Below are 20,806 nucleotides of genomic sequence, written 5' to 3' on the forward strand. Positions count from 1 at the left end.
TTGGTTAGTTTTCTTACTTGTTGGGGCAAAATTCGAGCCAAAAAAAGGGGGAATTAATTCCCCCTTCCTCCTCGTGAGCCTCCGCCACCGCCGGAGCTAACACCTCCGCCGCCACTTCTCATTCCGCCACCGCCGGAGCTAAATCCTCCGCTGCTTGCACCAGAACTTCTGGATGGAGCAGAACCAAACGATGAGCTTCTATTAGAAGGAGCTGTCATACCTGATGACCTGGAAGGTGCAGCCTGTCTTTGGAAGGAATTGGTATTTCCTCTATTGTACGAAGGACTTGCACTTCTAGTGTTTGTTCTATTATATGAAGGACTAGCTGAACGGTTTGCTGGCATAGCACCTCTATTGTTAAATCCTGTGTTATTACCTCTTGCAGCCGCTGGATTAACAGCTGAACCTCTGTTTCCAGCTGATCTAGTATATGCTGGATTAGCGCTATTTACTGCTGAATTTCTGCTTGGTCTAGTTGCAGCAGCTGAACTAGTAGTTCTATTTCCTGCTCCCGGAGCACTAGCTACTCTACTTCTATTGCTGTAAAGATCGTTTTGAGACCTTGCGAAATCTCTGTTAGAGTTCACTCTATTATTAGGTGTGGAAGCGTTTGCGCTACTTGCAGCATCTCTTCTTGCAGCTCTAGCAGTAGCTGGAGCGCCAGAAGTTGCACCTCCTCTATAACCTGGAGCCATAGAAGCACCTGTTCCTGGACGAGCACCTCTTACAATCCTACGCTGTCCTTCAGCACCACCCCATCCTGGATTTACTACGATCAAACCTGGAGCTCCCCAGCCCCATCCTGGGCCAAAGCCTCCCCAGCCAAAGCCAGGTCTCATCCATGGGTTACCCCACATACCGCCCCAACCAAAGCCAGCATGCATACCCCAACCTGGTCTCATACCCCAGCCCCAACCTGGACCAAAGCCCATGCCGAATCCAGGACCGAAGCCCATACCAGGCCAGAATGGATCCCAGAAAGGATCCCACATGCCCATCATGCCCATGCCTCCCCAGCCCATGCCAGGCATCATCCATGGATTGCCCCACATACCTCCACCAAAGCCAAAGCCAAGACCAAGGTTGAAGTTCATTCGGGGTTGATTCCATCCCATGCCATTAGCACCGGCACCATAGAAATTATTGTAGACATTTACATTTGGAGCAGCCTGCGTTTCAACGTCATCAAAATAAACAGTCTCATTGTCTTGGACATTTTGTTCTGAATAACGTGCGATGTACTCAGGATTCACATTTCTTGCCGAAAAATTTTCTTGCTGAAAACTCTCCTGCGTCAGAGAATTGAAAGATCTGAAGTTTTCTGGATTGTTGTTACGTACAGCGAATTCAGTTGCCACACGAGCATCTGAAGCCATGAAGTAAAGGTCGTCAGTTTCACCACCTTTCATGGCATTGAATGAAGTACTACAGGATGTTAATGCGATCACTGCAGCTACTCCAAAGGGCAAGAAATTGTTTAATCGTTTCATTTGTTTGGCTTTTACTTGTACTCTTTTTATACGAGGCAAATACCTGAGGGTTGTAATATTTCCCATATATTTGCCTGAAATATAGTTGAGCGAATATAAATAGATTTTTCAAATCAAAAAAATACTATGAGCAAAGGATTGCCAAAAAGAAGTGAAGACTACTCTTTGTGGTACAATGAATTAGTAAAAAGGGCTGATTTGGCAGAAAACTCTGCCGTCAGAGGATGCATGGTCATCAAACCTTATGGCTATTCTATTTGGGAAAAGATGCAGGCTGAATTAGACCGGATGTTTAAAGAAACCGGTCATACCAATGCCTACTTCCCTCTCTTTATCCCCAAATCATACCTCTCTAAAGAAGCTAGCCACGTGGAAGGCTTCGCAAAGGAGTGCGCTGTAGTCACCCATTACAGACTCAAAAACTCGGAAGATGGTAAAGGAGTAGTCGTCGACCCTGACGCTAAATTGGAGGAAGAACTGATCGTAAGACCAACTTCTGAAACAGTTATTTGGAGTACCTATAAAAATTGGATTCAGTCTTATAGAGATTTGCCTTTATTAGTAAATCAATGGGCAAACGTCGTAAGATGGGAAATGAGAACCAGGCTATTCTTACGTACGACTGAATTCCTTTGGCAAGAAGGTCATACTGCACACGCCTCTAAGGAAGAAGCAATAGCTGAAACAGTACAAATGATGAATGTCTATGCACAGTTTGCAGAAGAATTCATGGCACTTCCTGTCGTGAAAGGTGTAAAAAGTGAAAATGAGCGCTTTGCAGGTGCAGAAGACACCTATTGCATTGAAGCTTTGATGCAGGATGGAAAAGCATTACAGGCAGGGACTTCACATTTCTTGGGACAAAACTTCGCGAAAGCATTTGATGTAAAGTTTGCTACTAAAGAGGGTGGATTAGACCATGTCTGGGGTACAAGCTGGGGAGTAAGCACACGCTTGATGGGTGCTTTGATCATGGCACACTCTGATGACAACGGATTGGTATTACCTCCTAAATTAGCTCCTATTCAAGTAGTGATTGTTCCTATTTATAAAGGAGAAGAAGAACTACAAAAAATCTCTGAAAAAGCTCATGATATCATGAAGCAACTCAGAAGAGTAGGTATCACAGTAAAGTTTGACGATCGGGACACGCACAAGCCAGGATGGAAATTTGCGGAATATGAACTAAAGGGAGTGCCTTTGAGAATTGCGATGGGACCTAGAGATCTGGAGAACAACACAGTAGAACTTGCCCGAAGAGATACATTGACAAAGTCAACACTTTCTTTAGAAGGTATTTCTATCACAGATTACATCTTAGACTTATTGGATGAAATTCAGGCAACGATTTATTCCAAGGCCTTAAATTTCCGCACAGAAATGACTAGCGAAGCCAATTCTTGGGAGGAATTTCAAGAAATATTGGAATCTAAAGGTGGCTTTATCGCTGCCCATTGGGATGGCACAACCGAAACGGAAGAAAAAATTAAAGAACTGACCAAAGCAACAATACGCTGCATTCCAATTGATGCAAAAGAAGAGGAAGGCGCTTGTATTCTTACAGGTAAACCATCAAATAAGCGAGTCCTATTTGCAAGAGCTTACTAATCGTATTCGGTCATAATTAAGACTACATATTCAATTCACGCTTTAAAAAATTAATTCAATTTAAACGCCGGACTTAAACGTCTGGCGTTTTTTTTCGGATAAAATCCCTATATTGGATTGCTTTTCAAAACACGTCGTGTGTTTCACCTTTAGTTGACTGAAAATGACTTGGTTTATTTTAATTAGCCTTTTATCAATTGGGCTAATCTTGGTAGTAGCAGAAGTTTTATTTGTGCCGGGCACCACACTTGTTGGTATCTTAGGTGCTTTAGTAACGATCGCAGGTGTATATTATGCCTTTATCAGCTTGGAAAAAAATATTGCTTACGCAGTAACAGCAGGAGCATTGACAGTTAATCTGGCAGCCCTAGTCTACGGTTTACGTTCAGGGGTTTGGAATAAATTTGCGTTAAAAAATTCCATGCAAAGCAGAGCTTTTGACAACCGTTTGGATGGTTTATACGTCCAAATGGAGGGTGTTGCCACATCCGACATCAAACCTATTGGAAAGGCAGAATTCGCCGACAAAATTTATGAAGTGAAATCCGACGCAGGATTTATCCGGGTCGGCACCAAAGTTTGGATTAGTAAATTAGAAAATAATACAATCACCGTAAAAGTATAACTTATGGAAATAACCAATTCAGCATTTATATTATTTGCTGCCTTTGCAGGCTTAACCCTGCTTTTTATCTTCTTGTACTTTGTCCCTGTTAACCTATGGATTACAGCCATATTTGCCAATGTAAAGGTAGGTATTGGAGAATTGATCGGGATGCGTATCCGAAAAGTACCACCAAGTGTAATCGTAAATGCTATGATTACAGCCACAAAAGCAGGGCTTGATTTGACAACCAATGACCTTGAAACGCACTATTTGGCAGGAGGGAACGTCCCTAATGTAATCCGAGCACTGATTTCTGCAGATAAAGCGAATATCAACTTGAGTTTCAAACAGGCTACCGCTATTGACCTTGCAGGTAGAGATGTATTCGAAGCGGTACAAATATCTGTAAATCCAAAAGTAATCAACACGCCTTCAGTAGCGGCAGTTGCAGCAGATGGTATTCAATTGATTGCCAAAGCTCGTGTAACCGTTCGCGCTAATATTGCTCAGTTGGTCGGTGGTGCCGGTGAGGACACCATATTGGCAAGAGTTGGTGAAGGTATCGTAACTTCCATCGGTTCTGCTCAAAACCACAAAATGGTTCTTGAAAACCCGGATAAAATCTCCAAACTAGTTTTGGAAAGAGGTTTAGATGCAGGTACCGCTTTTGAAATACTTTCTATTGATATCGCAGATATCGATGTGGGTACCAACATTGGCGCAAAATTACAAATAGATCAAGCCTCTGCTGACTTAAAAGTTGCAGAAGCCAAAGCAGAAGAAAGACGTGCGATGGCCGTTGCATTGGAGCAGGAGATGAAGGCTAAAGCCGTTGAAATGAGAGCTAAAGTTATCGAAGCTGAGGCAGAGGTTCCAAAAGCTATTTCAGAAGCCTTCAGATCAGGAAATTTAGGAGTAATGGATTATTACAAAATGGAAAACATCAAGTCTGATACTGAAATGAGGTCATCAATTGCTGACCCGGGAAGTAGCAGTTCATCTTCTTCCTCTACTTCCAGTCTAGACCCGAACAAATAATAGTTTCTACCTAGATTAAAAAAAGCCAGTCAAATAAAAATTGACTGGCTTTTTTCTTTTTAACAACTATACATTTGGATTACGAACCCTTTCTTTTTCTTCCTTGAGTTGATGGAGCAGCAGTAGCTGCGTCTTCAACTTGAAACTGATAGGAATCTTCCGCAAGAATCTGCTGGGAGCCTTGATCGAAAATGATATTCCGATAATAAAGTGGAAGCAAAAACTCTCCATCTTCATTTAGAATTCCAAACTTATCTCCTTGCCTGGCAATTATCCGATCAAACTCTTCTCTTCTAATCTCCTGAAAGGCCGTCTCTGCGATAACTTTCCCTGATGGTGCTAGCAATCCAAGCAAGCCGTCTCGCTCTGTTAGGTAATAATTGCCTTCGGTTGGAAATATTCTATCAAACCCATGCTCAAATAACAGCTGTCCATTACTATCCAAGAGGTTAAATAGACCTTGATCCTGCACAATCGCAACTCCTTGGACAAAGCCTTGACCTTGATCAAATCGAAAATCCGTTAACGTTTCTCCTTGGGCATTAATAAACGCCCATCTACTTCCAGAGCGTACAGCTGCCTTCCCTTGATTAAACTGCCCTGCCTGATCGTAGGAGGGCTGAACTACCCATCGCCCTTGTTTGTCTATAAAGCCTACTTTGCCACTTTTATATGCAGGGTATAGCCCTTCTGAACCGGGAAGTATTTTATCAACCTGCGAAACTGGGCTGACCTCCCAACCTTTTGGTCCTAAAAGCCCGATTTTAGCATCTCTTAAGCGCACATTGTAATGCTTCTCTCCTACGCTTGTTACTTCCTCCATGCCCACTTGATCTAAAAGAATCCCATCATAATTCATGACTCTTCTAAGCTTACCGTGGATGTATTCCAATATCACATCATTTTCTACTGTAATCTTGTGGTAAGAAGTGTAACGAATATCTGCTTTTCCTTCCCTGCCTCTTATCAGCATGTATTGATTACCGTCATAACCAAAAAAATAATCCCCGTTCAAATGCTCCAAACGATCAATTACAGGCTCTAATACATAATCCCCCTCTCTATTGATCAATCCATACCCGGTGGGTTGCTGAACAAACAAGAAATTCTCATTGACTTGGGTGATATTTTGAAAGCTTCTATCAGGATTACTCGATAAAGGCAAGAAGTACCCCTGGGAGTTTTTAGCAACCACTTGCCCATTTAAAGCCATAAATGCTTCCTCGAATACCCCAATCTGCTTAGTTTGCTTGGTCGCATGATCATATACAAAATACCGATTCCCTTTTTTTGCAAGTACTCTGGTGAAATAGGTTTGAATATCATCATAGGTAGTCGGGAAAACTTCAATTCCATACTCATGAAATGCTCCCATACCTTCATTCCCCTTGACTACGATCCATGGCTGATCGTAAGCAATCACCTGATTTGCTTTTAAGTCGAAATAGGGCTTGTACTCTCTACTCAATAATTTCAACTCATTGTTGACTGTACTGATGCGTACTGCCTCTCCCAAAACATTGATTTGGTCGTATTCTACCCTGAACTTAAGCTTCAGGTCTTTATCAAAAACCTCGTATGTCTGAGCGTAAGAAACGAACACCGACGTCCACGCTAACAGCACCAATGATGCTTTTTTCAATCCCATAATTCCTATTCTGATTAAAAAGTAAAGAAACAAGATTGCCGTGGGATTTCAATAAAAAAACTGGAGAAGCTCCAGTTTATTTTTTCTCATCTGAGACTTTTTCCAAATCAAATAGATCTGTAATGATATCTATCATCTGATCAGCATCATCTCGTTGACATGCAGCTCTTAATTGTACCACAGGTACCTTTAAGATCTTTTGCATCATGCTTTTTGTAACTTTCTCAATGATAGCAGCCTCTTTCTCGTCTACATTTTTCAGGTATCTAGACAACTCTTCTTGTCTGATTTGCTCTAAGGCATTTTTCAATTTATTGATGGTAGGGAATACCATCATTTCTTTTTTCCAATTGAAAAAGTCAGCAACAGACTCATCAATGATTTGTTCGACCATTGGGATAGCTGCCAAGCGCTTTTCTAAGGTAGCGGAAGCCTTGCTTCTAATATTATCAACATTGTACAACAATGCTCCTGGAACTTCTTCTATAGATGTTTCTATACTTCTAGGCACAGAAAGATCTACAAATAGCTTGTAACTAGGGATGTCCAAGGATTGAACCAATGCTTTGGTAATAAATGGCTCAGATTTCATGATAGAACATACGATAACATCCGCCTCTTGCACATAATCAAAGCACTTGTCGAAAGGCACTACTTCAAAGCCTAATTCATCTGCCAAAGCCTTTGCTTTTTCAAAAGTCCTGTTGGTAATGGTAACTTTTGCTTCAGGAATATGCACCATATTTCTGGCAACATCTTCACCAATCTCTCCCACTCCTATAAGCAAAACTCTAGGTTGGTAAGTATTGGATGTAATCTCTTCAATCAATTCAACAGCAGCATATGAAACAGAAGCAGCACCATCACGGAAAGCTGTCTCTTGAACTACTCGCTTGCTTGTATAGAATACGGAATGCATCAAACGATGCAAGAAAGGTCCAGCCATGTCCAAATCCGCAGATAACTGATAAGCTTTCTTCACTTGACTTGCAATTTGCTGATCACCTACTACCTGAGCTTCCAATCCCATAGACACTCTAAATAGATGATTAATAGAATCTTGATCATCGTTCATCACCTTAAAGTAATGCTGATATTCAATAATATTAGTCAATCCCTTTTCTAAACCAATTAGTTTGATGATCTCAGTACTAAGATCCAATTCATGAGAATAGTAAACTTCTGTGCGGTTGCAGGTAGATAAAATCAAGGTGTCCTGAATACTGAAAAATTCTTTAAATTTTACCAAAAGTGAATGAATAGAACGTTCATCTAAAGCAATGACCTCTCTTATTTGAACAGGAGCACTCTTATGAGATAAACTTATAGCTCTAAACTTATTGGACATTTGATTAATTTTTAACATACAAATTTATATCAGAAAGATGAGAGAGGAAAACCGAGAGTATTGTATTACACAATTTATAATTTGTCTAAATAATTATTCCTGTTCATAAATTCTGTTTTGAGATACAAAATTCGTGAAAATTGGAAAATTATTCCAATTGTATTAACTTATGACTCATAGATACGAGCAATGATGGGTGATTGGATTTCCAACTTCTCAATTTTATGAAAAACAAACTGCTTTTTTGGCTTAAAACCTATCTAGGGTTTTCCAAACGGGAATCCCAAGGCTTTGTTTTAGTTTTGCCTATTTTAATAGCTCTTTACACAATTCCTAAAATTTACGACAATTATATCCTCCACTCAAGTGAAGCGGATTACCTAGTCTATCAAGGGACCGTCGACAGCCTTTTGAAGGCAGGATTTGTAATTTCTCCCATTAAAACTACAGAGCCCGGACAAGACAGCAGTAGAAAATCAACCTCGTCTCCTAGGCTAAGAACAGCTACTCTAAATAAACTTGATTTTAATGAAGCCGACTCTATAGTCCTGCAAATAGTACCCGGAATAGGTCAAACAATGGCGGGAAGAATTGTTAAATTCAGAGAAGGACTTGGCGGCATGTGGGAAAAAGAGCAACTCTTGGATGTATTTGGTATGAGCCCAGAAGTGATGGAGCGTGTTTTTGATTATTTTGAGTTTTCCCCAGGCATCTATCGAAAAGTAGCCATCAATGAATGGGATGCCTCTACCCTAGCCAATCATCCTTATATCACTTATGGTGCTGCTAAAGTAATTGTAGCCTACCGTACACAGCATGGCCCCTATCAGCAAGCAGAGGATTTGATGAAAGTGAAAATTTTCACAGAAGATTGGGTGGAGAAAGTGAAGCCTTACTTAGAATTCTAAGCAAAATTCAAAACAGCTTCTTCATCCCATTGCAAGAAAACAGCATCCCCTATAGCAAAGACTCTAGACTGATCCTCTAAACGCCACTGAACACCATCAGCTAACTCTACAAACAACTGATTATAGTGAATCAAGTATTGCACATCGGTGACTTTAACTTTCAGACCCTTTGTTTTGAATAAGCGCACTTCGGATGGCCGTATATAAGCGTCCTTAGTATTAGGAATTGGATTCAAATGACTGAATAAATGCGCTGCATATTTATTGGCAGGAGACTTAAAAATCTCCGCAGCAGTCCCTCTCTGTATTAATTTTCCATTTTTTATCAGCGCCAGTTGGTCGGTCAATTGCAAGGCATCATCCAAATCGTGAGTAACGAATACCACAGTCACACCCAACTCCCGAAACATAGTCTTCAACTCTACTAAAAGCTCTCTGCGCTGAATGGTATCCAAACTTGAAAAAGGCTCATCTAAGAGAATCAGTTCAGGCTCCAAACTTAGTGCCCGTCCAATGGCTACTTTTTGTTGTTGCCCTCCTGACAAGTTACGGGGTAACTTATCCTTAAAGGATTCAAGCTTCAACAATTTCAAAAGAAATTTCACACGCTTTTCACGATAAGCTTTGTCATACAACAACAGGGGTCGTGCGATATTCTCCTCCACCGTAGCATTGGGATAAAGCTTATAATCCTGATACACCAACTGCACTTCATCATATCCCGGAACCAAGCGCTCCGAAGGATTAGCTATTTTTAAATCGCCCACATAGATTGCTCCTGCATCCTTGTTTTCCAAGCCCGCAATCATTTTCAAAAGGGTGGATTTCCCCGACCCACTTTCTCCAATCAAGGCCAACAAGGCTGATTTTTCAACTGTTAAAGAAAAATCCTTGATAACGCCTTTCTGATTAGGGTAATCTTTTTTTACATGCTGGATTTTCAGAAAACTCATAGATTGAAAAGTTCTTGTTGGAGTTTCTTAGGTAGCGATTTTACGACTAGTTCATAGGAGTGGTCAACCAACTCTAAGATTTTTTTATCAGAGACTGATTTATTAAAAAATACAGTATTCCAGTGTTTTTTACTCATATGATACCCTGGCACGATGTCTGAAAATTGCTCCCTAAGTGCAATCGCATATTCCGGTTCACATTTTAAATTAACGGATTCGAAAAGCTCAATATCAATGATTGCAAATATTTTACCTACCACTTTAAAACATAGCGTATTAGCATCGAAGGGAGTATCTTCGGTAGCACCTTTTTTGCTGAGGCAATACTCTCTGAAATAAACTATATCCAATGGATTTTAAGCTAGTTACAAAATCACTTTTCGTATAAAGATAATGATCAGGGCGCCTAAAAACATCAAAATAGAAATTTTATTAATTCCATGCATCATGCGAAGGTTGAAATTACTTGGCTTGGATGGATCCGGTTTTTGAAACATCCTGATAAAATAGTTGCCTACTTCTCCTAGTTTGAAAAACTCTTTCACTCTACTATTTGCCATGGGATTATTGGTTTAATTTTTTTAAGAACAAATACAAAACATACTTCTCAATAGTTATGTTTCACATGTGATATATTTCTTTTGGTACAAATGTACTATAAAAGATCAAGGGAAAATCAACCAAACACTTTTTTAGCTCATATGCTTATGGCTGTCAGATATGCAATGAATAACAACAAGCAATGATTCAAACAGATAATTTTAAAAAAGTGGAAGTCAGTTCCCAACAGGACCTGAGAATTTGGCTTGAAAAACATCACCAAAAAGAAGAAAGTGTCTGGTTAGTAACCTTTAAAAAATCAGTTCCTGAAAAGTATGTATCTACTTCGGAAGTTTTGGACGAATTACTTTGTTATGGCTGGATTGATGGCATCCGAAGAAAGCTTGATGAAGATAGAACCATGCAATTAATATCACCCCGTAAAGCAGAACACTGGGCAAAAAGCTATAAAGATCGGGCGGCAAAGCTAATGGAAAATGGAAAAATGACCGAAGCAGGCATGAAATGTATAGAACTCTCCAAGCAAGCAGGGTTATGGGATTTCATGGATGATGTGGACAAGTTAATTATACCAGAAGATTTGCTGAAGGGCTTAAATCAATATCAGGGAGCTGAAGAATTTTTCCATTCCATCAATGACTCCAGCAAGCGATTTGTCCTGAGATGGTTGAAACTAGCAAAAACCGAAAAAACTCGAAATACTAGAATACAACAACTCTCGGAACTCTCTGCCAAAAGAGAAAAACTCAAGGGGAGCTAAGGATGAGTTGGAAATGCCCAACGTAAAATACCTGCAAACAAATGTCCACAGGTATTTTAAATTTATTCATAATATGTGTAGGATAAATCAAAAGCTTTTTCAAGTTTCTATTTAAACCTCCGGCTCTATCCACATACCATCTTTTCGGATAATCTCAATCAATTCATCTACTGCTTTTTCGGAAGGAACAGATTTCTTCACCACTTCTTTTCCCTTGTAGAGGGTAATTTTTCCTTTTCCAGAACCCACATATCCATAATCCGCATCGGCCATTTCTCCCGGTCCATTGACAATACACCCCATGATTCCAATTTTTACTCCCTTTAAATGATCGGTACGCTTACGAATCATTGCTGTAGTTTCTTGTAAATCAAATAAGGTTCTCCCACAAGAAGGACAGGAAATGTATTCGGTTTTGGACATTCGTGTTCTTGCTGCCTGTAATACTCCAAAGCTCACAGAATTATGCAATTTGATCTGAGCTTCTTTTTCAGCCCTCTCTACATCATTATAGGTATCCGCACTGATGAAAATCCCTTCGCCCAAACCATCAATCAGCAAACCTCCTACATCCGTAGCCGCATGCAACATGGTTTTGTCTTGAGGCTGTATAGCATACTGCACCTTCACGACTACAGGAGTCATCAAATGCGCTTCCATCATGCTCACAAATGCTCGACGAAGTGCAGGTAAGTTAGGGTCATTATCACTACTTAAGATAACTACAACATCCTTACGATTTTCCAAGACTGGGATAGCCGCCTCAACTTCAGTATCCTTGATAGCTAAGAAATTTAATCCGTAATGGATTTCTTCCGCTTGTTTAAACTCTTCCAGTGAGAACAGTGGAAACTTGTTGGTTTTATCCTCTACAGACTGCCAAACAGCGTAATCTTGGATTTCCTTCATGCCATTTGGCAACATGAAAGGAATAGAACTTTTCCCCGAATACACATAATCAGCTCCCTGATCGTTCATTTTCCACTTATCCAATTCAGGTAGATAAAAATGTCCCACCGCCTTCATCTCCTTCTCAGTAATGTTTGGCATGATGGAAATATCCGTGATCACACGAGGAACATTTCCCCCTCCAAAATTGAATACCTCTACACTCTCACGCTTGTTGTATTCAAAAGGAGTAATTGGATAATTGACAATCGGCTTGATAACGGCATGATTCCCTCTATCTAGGTAGCGATCCACTAATGCTTGAGCAACCGGAGGCTCAAATTCTGGATCTTCTGTCAAGGATACACGTACGGTATCTCCCAAACCATCCTCCAACAATGCCCCGATACCTACAGCAGACTTGATTCGTCCATCTTCTCCATCTCCGGCTTCCGTCACACCCAAATGCAATGGATACGGCTTGAATCCTCCTTCTTCTAACTTCTGCACCAACAAACGATAAGCCTGCACCATCACCTGAGTATTGGAAGACTTCATAGAAATGACGATATCATGGAAGTTTTCATCCTCACAAATGCGTAAAAACTCCAAGGCAGATTCCACCATACCCAGCGGTGTATCACCATATCGGCTCATGATTCTATCCGACAAGGAACCATGGTTGGTACCGATACGCATTGCGGTACCATGTTCCTTGCATATTTTCACCAATGGCAAAAAGCGTTCACGGATCCTATCTAACTCCTCCTGATAGCTCTCATCCGTATATTCAATGACTTCGAATTTCTTCTTATCCGCATAATTACCTGGATTGATACGTACCTTCTCAACTATCTTGGCCGCAATCTCAGCAGCATTTGGAGTAAAGTGAATATCGGCAACCAAGGGCGTTTGAAAGCCTCTTGCACGGAGCTCTTTTCTGATTTCACGAAGGTTTTCAGCCTCTTTGATGCTTGGGGCAGTAATTCTGATCAATTGACAACCTGCCTCAATCATGCGAATACACTGCTCCACAGAGCCCATGGTATCCATGGTATCCACCGTTGTCATGGACTGAACCACGATAGGATTGTCTCCCCCGATGACTACATCTCCCACTTTGACAGGAATGGTTTTTCTTCGCGAGTACTGCGTAAGGCTATTACAATACTTAATGCTTGCTAAAAGGTCCTTGGTGTGCATAGGTTTATATATCTCCTAATTGAGGTCTAATGATCATTTCTTCAACTACTGAATAAGCAGAAAGGTTATACGCCGCCCAAACAGCCTCTGCAACATCCTCTGCTTTCATAAATCGATCCACAGGCAACTCTACTCCTTCCCAACTAGCTGTGTAAGTAGCTCCGGGAAGAATAGAAGTCACTCGGATATTAAATTCTTTCAACTCTTGTCTGAGGCATTTGGTAAATCCTAACATGGCCCACTTCGATATGGCATAAGAGCCACCATTGGCATATGCAGTAATTCCTGCAATGGATCCTATGGAAAAGATATGTCCAGACTTTCGAGTAATCATGTCTTCAGCAAATGCTCTAGTCAAATGATACGCAGAAAAAAGATTGGTCTGCATCATGAATTCCAGATTACCCTCCGGTTCATTATGAATAGACCCTGGTAAAAAAACGCCTGTGTTATTGACCAAAATATCCGGAGTAGTCAGTTCTTTGACTGCTGCTGCAAAAGCTTTCACCTCATCCATTTTAGATAAGTCAGCTTTCATCGTAAAAACCTGAATAGAAGGAAACTGAGCTAACAGTTCTTGTTTCATAGCTTCCAAACCTGCCGCATTTCGGGCGCAGGTGTAGATATCGTAACCCTCTCGGGCAAATCGCTCGACGATGGCGCGGCCAATACCTTTGGTACCACCGGTAACGAGAATTGATTGAGGCATTTGATTAGTGCTTTAATAGTTAGTATAACAACTATCTTCAGGAGACAAAGTTACATTTTTTTAAAAACTTCCCACATTTAAACGTTTATTTCCCCGCGCATCCCAAATCCATTCCTTAATTTTAGTCCATGGAATTTGAACTGACCGATAAAATTGAAGTTGCTGCCCAATTTGTCAACAGCACCAATCGCCCGATTTTTCTCACCGGAAAAGCCGGAACGGGTAAGACTACCTTTTTGCGAAAGCTCACCAGCATCACGCATAAAAATTTCATCATCGTAGCTCCGACTGGTATTGCATCATTAAATGCCAAGGGTGTAACCATACATTCTCAATTTCTTTTGCCCTTTGGTTCCTTTATTCCAAGTAAAGAACCTGAAGGAAATTTCTCCCAATCAGGTAATTTTTATTCACAATTTACTTTGGGAAGAAGGCACGCACTCAACGGAACCAGAAGAAAGGTTTTAAGGTCGGTTGATTTAATTATCATCGATGAAGTATCCATGTTGCGGGCAGATATTTTGGACGCGATCGACTATCGTATGAAAAGCCTCAAACGTAATTTCGATGAGCCTTTTGGCGGCGTGCAGGTATTGATGATTGGAGACTTGTTTCAGCTCCCTCCTATTGTAAAAAATGAAGAATGGGCTGTGCTAGGGAAATTCTACAAGGGCATGCACTTTTTTGAAGCATTGGCTATACAGAATTCAGGGATGGTTTATATCGAGTTGGACAAAATTTTCCGTCAAAAAGACCAAACCTTCATCGATATTCTCAACAAACTGCGACTGAATAAAATCGAGCGCTCGGATGTAGACTTTTTGAATCGCTTTTTCAAAACTGAGGCAGAAATAGAAAAGGAGAAAGAAGTCATCACCATCACCACCCATAATTACAAAGCAGACCAACAGAACCGGAAAGAATTAGACGCCCTACCTGGTAAACCTCAGTTTTTTGAAGCAGTGGTGGAAAAGGATTTCCCGGAATCCTTGTATCCCGTTCCTTACAGTTTGGAACTCAAGGTTGGTGCCCAAATTATGTTTATCAAAAATGATTCCAGTGGAGAAGGTGCCTATTACAATGGGAAAATGGCCACAGTCACCAATATGGATGATGAAGGCATAGAGGTAAGGATGAGTGACAGCCGAATAACCTATTACCTAACGCGCGAGGTATGGGAAAATAAGCGCTATGCCGTGCAAGATGACACCAAGGAAATCCAAGAAGAAGTCATTGGGACATTTCAGCAATACCCCATCAAATTGGCTTGGGCAGTCACGGTACACAAAAGCCAAGGGCTGACGTTTGACAAGGCCATCATCGATGTGGGGCAGGCATTTGCACCGGGACAGGTGTATGTGGCCTTATCCCGCTTAAGGAGTTTGGATGGGCTAATCCTCCGTACCAAAATCCAACCAACAGTTATTTCATCAGACCCAGAAGCCAGTCAATTTACCAAAAGTACCGAAAGCCAAGAACCCTTGGATAGTTTATTGAGCAAAGGGCAACAGGCATATATGTTGGATATCTTGGAAAAGACATTCAATTTTTACGAAATCATGTTAGGTATCCAAGAATTTCAAAAGGATTCGGACAGTAGCCTAGCCTTTGAAGATGAGGAAATGAATACAGCTATCCCTCAATTGCTGAGTTTATTGGCTACTGAATCTGAAAACACACTTAAATTCCAACGGCAATTAGCTTACCTCGCCCACCATCAACAGCACGATCATTTGACCGAACGGTTGGAAAAAGGAAGTGCGTACTATCAGAAATTCCTCTTGGAAGCACTTGCTGCCCTTTACAAGCATATGTCCGAGGTGGAGCGCTTTAGTCAGACCAAGCAATATTTGGAAAAACTGGAGGAAATCGATGTATTGATTTTTAGAAAACTTTTGGAAATACTCCGAACCAATACACTCGTGGCATGCATCATCAATGGGGAGGAAATTCCAAAAATGGAACATTTCTCCCGGGAGCTCAGCAACCAAACCAAGGACATGCGAAATGCAGCAAAGGAGACTGCTAAGGCCAATCCAAAATTCACCAAAAACAAAACTGGTAAAAAGAAAAAAGAGGGCGGTCCCAATCTCAAAAAAGTCAAAGGAGAAACGTATGAAATCACCTTTGAACTGCATGATGCAGGTCTCAATTTTCTTCAAATTGCCGAAATGCGGGGATTAGCTGAATCCACTATCAAAACTCACTTGGCCAAAGGAATCCAAGAAGGACGCGTGGATATCTCCCAACACTTTTCAGAAGAATACATTGACGAACTCAAAAAACTACTCGTCATTCATGACTTTGATTTGTCGGCAATTCGACAAGAGTATCCAGGCAAATATGATTTCGGGAGTTTGAAAATGGTCTTGGCTCACATCAATCAGGAAGAATAAGGGCTTTAAATGGTTTTTTGCTGCTTTGTATGATTGCTTTTGCAGAGCGCTCAGATTAGGGGTATATTCCCACTTGTAATTGTAATCTGAAGCAATCATGAAATTCTTACTAAAAATTGTTTGTGCCATTCTCCTTGTTGGGAGTTTGCAAGCCCAAGAGATGGGCTACTATATGCAACCTTCCATTCATGGAGAAACCATTGTATTTGTGTCCGAGGGGGACCTTTGGAAAGTATCCACTACTGGAGGAAAAGCAATCCGCTTGACCACTCACCATGGGGAAGAATCCTCTCCAAAAATCTCTCCTGATGGGAAATGGGTAGCTTACGCCGCTTCTTATGAGGGCCCGACCGAGGTCTATATCATCCCTATCGATGGAGGCTTACCCAGAAGATTGACTTACGAAACAGCAGCATCCATCCCAACTGCCTGGAAGTCTGCAGAAGTGGTTGCTTACACCACCAATCAATACGCCACCTTACCCAGGTTACAAACGGTAACTGTGAACATCCAAACCGGAAAACGTGACATCCTTCCCTTGGAGATGGCGGCAGAAGGCAGTTTCACAGAGGATGGCAGCACCTACTTTTTCGTTCGGCCAACCTTCCATAACAATGTCACCAAACGCTACGAAGGTGGAACAGCCCGTCAAGTATGGAAATACACGGAAAATACTCCCGAAGCCGTTAAACTGACCAAAGATTACAAGGGAGAAGATCACCACCCTACTTTTCATCAGGGAAGAGTGTACTTCATTTCCTCCCGTGATGGTATCCAAAATGTATGGTCCATGACAGCCGATGGTGCAGATCTCCGTCAACACACCAAGCAAGAAACGTATGATGTGCGAGAATTTTCCCTTTATGGCAATTCTTTGGCTTATCGAGTAGGCGCAGATATCCATGTAATGGACCTGAGTGCCAATACCGACAAGCAACTTGCCATTCACCTGAGTTCTGATTTTGAGCAAATGCGGGAAAAATGGATCAATAATCCTGAATCCTATATCACAGGCATTTCAGTCAGCAACGATGGACAACATGTAGCCTTGACTGCAAGAGGAAGAAGCTTTGTACTACCTGCCAAAGAGGGTAGGATTGTGCGCTTGGACAGGAAGGATGGGGTGCGCTTGAGAGACGCAGAGTTCTCCCCGGATGGCAAGAGCATTTACGTATTTTCAGATGAAAGTGGTGAATTTGAAATCCATCAGTACGATAGTAAAGGTATGGACAAAGGAAAGCAGCTGACCAAAGACGGTAGCACGCTACGGTTTAACCTAACTCCCTCTCCTGATGGAAAGAAACTTGCCTTTACAGACCTGAACAGAGATTTATGGATTTTGGAACTTGCTACGGGTAAACAAGTAAAAGCCTCCACCAATCGAGAAGGCATCAGCGGATCCATGGCTTGGTCTCCTGACAGTCAATGGCTGGCATTTTCCCAATCTGCTTCCAATACTTTTAATCAGATTTTCGCTTATGAATTTGCTACAGGCAAGCGCATTGCCATGACTTCAGATCGGGCCAATAGTGTCAGTCCACAATGGAGTCCTGATGGCAATTGGTTTTATTTCCTCTCTGATAGAAATTTCGAAACCAAAGTGGGTTCGCCATGGGGTACCCGTCAGCCGGAACCTTATTGGCACAAGCAGATGAAGATTTACCACATATCCTTGAAAAAGGGCCTCATCTCCCCTTTCCATTTCAATCATGAATTGAAAATAGAGGAGAAAAAGGCAGAAGGCCCAGTAAGAGTAAGCATTGATGAAGACGGCTTGATGCAGCGATTGAGAGAAGTGCCCGTACCTGCCGGGAATTACCGTAATTTGGTGGTTACCGACAAGGCCCTTTATTACCTCAACGATGTCAACGATGATGGTAAAAACAACATCACGATGGTTACCATCGGTTCGAAGGTAGAACCAAAGACTTTCATCGATAATGTCAGAAGGTTTGTCACTTCGGCAAATAACCAATATATGTTGGTGACGGTAGGTAGTAATCACCATGTGGTAGAACTCAAGACCTCCCCTATTTCTAATTTGGCTGAATTTAAATTGGATTTGAGTAAGTGGAATTTCTCCATCGATCCAAGAGAAGATTGGATTCAATTATACACCGATGCTTGGAGAATGGAAAGAGACTATTATTATGACCCCAATATGCATGGCGTCAATTGGGATAAGATGTATGAAAAATATTTACCGCTTGCCAAGCGCGTAACAACTCGTTCAGAATTATCCGATGTCATGGGTGAATTGATTGGTGAATTAAGTGTATTGCACGCAAGTGTTGGGGGCGGGGACCTGAGAAGAGGTCAAGATCAAGTGACCATGGGATTATTAGGTGCTAGGCTATCAAAGAATGAGCAACACCAAGGCTTCCAAATTGATTACATCTATCAAACCGATCCTGATTACCCAGATGAACAATCTCCACTTTCCCATCCGGATATTGATATTCCTGTGGGCACCATCATTACGCACGTTGATGGTCAAGCAGTTGCGGGAGCCTACGATCTGAATTATTTCTTGAGGGATAAAGCCGGCAAGCAGGTAAGGCTATCGTTGAAAAACAGTACAGGAGCCACCTTGGATGATAAAATTCTAATACCCATGAATGCTAGGGCCGAATCCAACCTACGCTACAACGATTGGGAATATACCCGTAGACTGGAAGTAGAAAAGGCCTCAGATGGAGCGCTGGGCTATGTGCATTTACGAGCTATGGGAGCCAGCGACATCAATCAGTGGTTTAGAGATTTCTATCCACAATTCAAAAAACAAGGCTTGGTCATCGATGTCCGACATAACAGAGGAGGAAATATTGACAGCTTTATCCTATCAAGATTGATGCGAGAAGCCTTCTTCTATTGGAAAAACCGGGAAGGTGAGCCTTACTGGAATATGCAATACGCCTTCAGAGGACATTTAGTACTGCTAGTGGATGAGTTTACGGCTTCCGACGGAGAAGCCTTTGCCGAAGGTTTCCGAAGACTCGAACTAGGACAAAGCATCGGTGCGAGGACATGGGGCGGAGAAGTGTGGTTATCTGGGGTCAATACCCTATCCGATAATGGTATTGCCAGAGCGCCAATGATGGGGGTCTATGGGGAAGAAGGAGAATGGTTGATTGAAGGAGAAGGGTTTATTCCAGACATCGAGGTAATCAATTTGCCCAAAGCCACTTTTGAGGGAAAAGATGCTCAACTGGAAGCAGCCATTGAGCATTTGAAGGAATTGATCAAAAAAGACCCACGACCGGTGTCAAACCCTCCAGCCTATCCAGATAAGTCGTTTAGGAATAATTAGTCAATTAAAATTGAAATAATTTCATCTAGAAGCTGGGACCTTTTCCTAGCTTCTTCTTGTTTAAAGTGACATTAAACAAAGTACAAATAGCAAAAGCCACCAATTGTTTTAATCGATATTTATTAGTTATTTTGGATAAATCGTAAACGTGTGGAAGAGCTACTAGATAGAATAACAATAGACCCTGAAATTTGTCATGGAAAACCAACCATTAGAGGGCTAAGATATCCCGTCGAGCACATTTTAGAACTAATGGCAGCAGGAATGTCAATTCAAGAACTACTAGAAGATTATCCAGACTTGGAAAAGGAAGATTTCCTCGCATGTCTTCAGTTTGATTTTTAAATTAATTGAAAGAAGTGATCTAATAGAAATTAATAGAGAAACAATTACAGAACAATAACAGAATCTCCCAAAAGCTTATTTTATATAAGATAATTTAAATTCTTCTTCAAAACCCATAAAATATTTTAAAATGACTAGGTTTTTGATTATGTCAATTTTATTAACTTTCTCCTTTCAAGTATCCTTTTCTCAGTCACCATGTAACCCACACCCACTATTCAACATACTACCCAATCACAGCATATCCGGATGTGAAGAAAAAGAGTATGACAAAATGAGGATGGAGTTTACTGATAAAGACGGTACTTGGATTCAATATGAAAAAGCTGGATATTTTCTAAAAACCTATTACAGCTTCGATGGAGATTGGGAAAAGAGACCTTCCAATGCAATGATTTTTCAAAATTATATCCAAGCTGTTGCATCCAAGGGTGGCACAGTGATTAATGAATCTAAATCAGTAGTCTTGCTAACCCTAAAATCTGGCGGTGATACTTGGTGGATACAGATCCAAAGTGACCAAAGTGGAACTTTCTCGGTTAGCACTGTAAAAGAAGAATCGATGCACCAGTACATTGTTCTTTCTGCAGAAGACATTGCTAAAGAAATGAAGGCTAATGGTAAGGCTACTTTTTATGGGATCTTTTTCGATACAGACAAATCAGATATCAAGCCTGAATCCAAGGAAACTTTGGAGCAAATGGCTAACTATTTAAAATCGAATGCACAAGTTAATGTCTTTATAGTAGGTCATACAGATAACACCGGCGCTTTCGAACACAATCAACAATTATCCGAAAAAAGAGCTGAAGCAGTGGTTAACTATTTAATTGAGAATTATCAAATTGCTGCAAATAGATTAAAAGGTTATGGCGTATCTTCTCTCTCTCCAGTTTCAGCCAACACCTCGGAAGAAGGGAAAAGCAAAAATAGGAGAGTGGAGATGGTGTTAAAATAAACTTACATTTGAACTTAGCATACCACATTTGTCCAATAAGAAATCCATTTTAATATTGCTTCAAAAAGCCTCTGAT

General features: G+C 41.1%; 17 protein-coding genes. 9 read left to right on the plus strand and 8 right to left on the minus strand.

Features of this window, described 5'->3' with window-relative positions; genetic code table 11:
* Positions 1–53 precede the first annotated feature (53 nt).
* A complete protein-coding gene (locus IE080_RS07120) occupies positions 54–1,490 on the minus strand; it encodes a hypothetical protein (RefSeq protein ID WP_189579927.1) in 1,437 nt (478 codons plus the stop codon).
* A 126-nt stretch (positions 1,491–1,616) separates the two neighbouring features.
* Between IE080_RS07120 and proS the strand changes: the two genes are divergently transcribed.
* The 3 genes from proS (at position 1,617) to floA (ending at position 4,743) form a co-directional block, all read left to right on the plus strand.
* Positions 1,617–3,098: a proline--tRNA ligase gene (proS, locus tag IE080_RS07125; RefSeq protein WP_189579930.1), complete on the plus strand. Its 1,482-nt coding sequence runs from the start codon at positions 1,617–1,619 to the stop codon at positions 3,096–3,098.
* 208 nt (positions 3,099–3,306) lie between these two features.
* Positions 3,307–3,723, plus strand: a complete 417-nt coding sequence (locus IE080_RS07130) for an NfeD family protein (protein ID WP_308428153.1) — start codon at positions 3,307–3,309, stop codon at positions 3,721–3,723.
* A 3-nt stretch (positions 3,724–3,726) separates the two neighbouring features.
* On the plus strand, positions 3,727–4,743 hold the full coding sequence (floA, locus tag IE080_RS07135; protein ID WP_189579936.1) for a flotillin-like protein FloA: 1,017 nt from the start codon (positions 3,727–3,729) through the stop codon (positions 4,741–4,743).
* A 79-nt stretch (positions 4,744–4,822) separates the two neighbouring features.
* On the opposite strand, the gene IE080_RS07140 is transcribed toward floA, so the two are convergent.
* Positions 4,823–6,391: a WG repeat-containing protein gene (locus IE080_RS07140; RefSeq protein WP_189579939.1), complete on the minus strand. Its 1,569-nt coding sequence runs from the start codon at positions 6,389–6,391 to the stop codon at positions 4,823–4,825.
* 76 nt (positions 6,392–6,467) lie between these two features.
* Positions 6,468–7,739 (minus strand): glutamyl-tRNA reductase, encoded by a 1,272-nt coding sequence (hemA, locus tag IE080_RS07145; RefSeq protein ID WP_189580203.1) that lies wholly within the window; start codon positions 7,737–7,739, stop codon positions 6,468–6,470.
* A 224-nt stretch (positions 7,740–7,963) separates the two neighbouring features.
* On the opposite strand from hemA, the gene IE080_RS07150 reads away from it, so the two are divergent.
* Entirely contained in the window at positions 7,964–8,647 is a 684-nt protein-coding gene (locus IE080_RS07150; protein ID WP_189579942.1) for a ComEA family DNA-binding protein, read from the plus strand.
* On the opposite strand, the gene IE080_RS07155 is transcribed toward IE080_RS07150, so the two are convergent.
* From IE080_RS07155 to IE080_RS07165, 3 genes are read right to left on the minus strand one after another with little or no spacing between them, the layout of a single operon-like run.
* Entirely contained in the window at positions 8,644–9,600 is a 957-nt protein-coding gene (locus IE080_RS07155) for an ABC transporter ATP-binding protein (protein ID WP_189579944.1), read from the minus strand. The two genes, IE080_RS07150 and IE080_RS07155, sit on opposite strands and share 4 nt — an antisense overlap.
* Complete coding sequence (locus IE080_RS07160; RefSeq protein WP_189579947.1) at positions 9,597–9,950, minus strand: MmcQ/YjbR family DNA-binding protein; 354 nt, start codon at positions 9,948–9,950, stop codon at positions 9,597–9,599. Before IE080_RS07160 ends, IE080_RS07155 begins: the two co-directional genes overlap by 4 nt.
* Before the next feature lie 15 nt (positions 9,951–9,965).
* Positions 9,966–10,160, minus strand: coding sequence for a DUF6728 family protein (locus IE080_RS07165; protein WP_189579950.1), 195 nt, complete (start codon positions 10,158–10,160; stop codon positions 9,966–9,968).
* Between the two features lie 182 nt (positions 10,161–10,342).
* On the opposite strand from IE080_RS07165, the gene IE080_RS07170 reads away from it, so the two are divergent.
* Complete coding sequence (locus tag IE080_RS07170) at positions 10,343–10,921, plus strand: YdeI/OmpD-associated family protein (protein ID WP_189579953.1); 579 nt, start codon at positions 10,343–10,345, stop codon at positions 10,919–10,921.
* A gap of 111 nt (positions 10,922–11,032) precedes the next feature.
* Here the strand turns inward: IE080_RS07170 and ispG are convergent, their stop codons facing one another.
* A complete protein-coding gene (gene ispG, locus IE080_RS07175) occupies positions 11,033–13,012 on the minus strand; it encodes a (E)-4-hydroxy-3-methylbut-2-enyl-diphosphate synthase (RefSeq protein WP_189579956.1) in 1,980 nt (659 codons plus the stop codon).
* Positions 13,013–13,016: 4 nt separating this feature from the next.
* On the minus strand, positions 13,017–13,721 hold the full coding sequence (locus tag IE080_RS07180) for an SDR family oxidoreductase (RefSeq protein WP_189579958.1): 705 nt from the start codon (positions 13,719–13,721) through the stop codon (positions 13,017–13,019).
* A 128-nt stretch (positions 13,722–13,849) separates the two neighbouring features.
* On the opposite strand from IE080_RS07180, the gene IE080_RS07185 reads away from it, so the two are divergent.
* From IE080_RS07185 to IE080_RS07200, 4 genes are all read left to right on the plus strand, one after another.
* Positions 13,850–16,117: a helix-turn-helix domain-containing protein gene (locus tag IE080_RS07185; protein ID WP_189579961.1), complete on the plus strand. Its 2,268-nt coding sequence runs from the start codon at positions 13,850–13,852 to the stop codon at positions 16,115–16,117.
* A 97-nt stretch (positions 16,118–16,214) separates the two neighbouring features.
* Positions 16,215–19,427, plus strand: a complete 3,213-nt coding sequence (locus IE080_RS07190; protein WP_189579964.1) for a S41 family peptidase — start codon at positions 16,215–16,217, stop codon at positions 19,425–19,427.
* Between the two features lie 150 nt (positions 19,428–19,577).
* On the plus strand, positions 19,578–19,772 hold the full coding sequence (locus IE080_RS07195) for a DUF433 domain-containing protein (protein WP_189579965.1): 195 nt from the start codon (positions 19,578–19,580) through the stop codon (positions 19,770–19,772).
* A gap of 148 nt (positions 19,773–19,920) precedes the next feature.
* On the plus strand, positions 19,921–20,730 hold the full coding sequence (locus IE080_RS07200; protein ID WP_229800542.1) for an OmpA family protein: 810 nt from the start codon (positions 19,921–19,923) through the stop codon (positions 20,728–20,730).
* Positions 20,731–20,806: the final 76 nt, after the last annotated feature.

Source organism: Mongoliitalea lutea (assembly GCF_014652135.1).
In the GTDB taxonomy this organism is placed as follows: domain Bacteria; phylum Bacteroidota; class Bacteroidia; order Cytophagales; family Cyclobacteriaceae; genus Mongoliitalea; species Mongoliitalea lutea.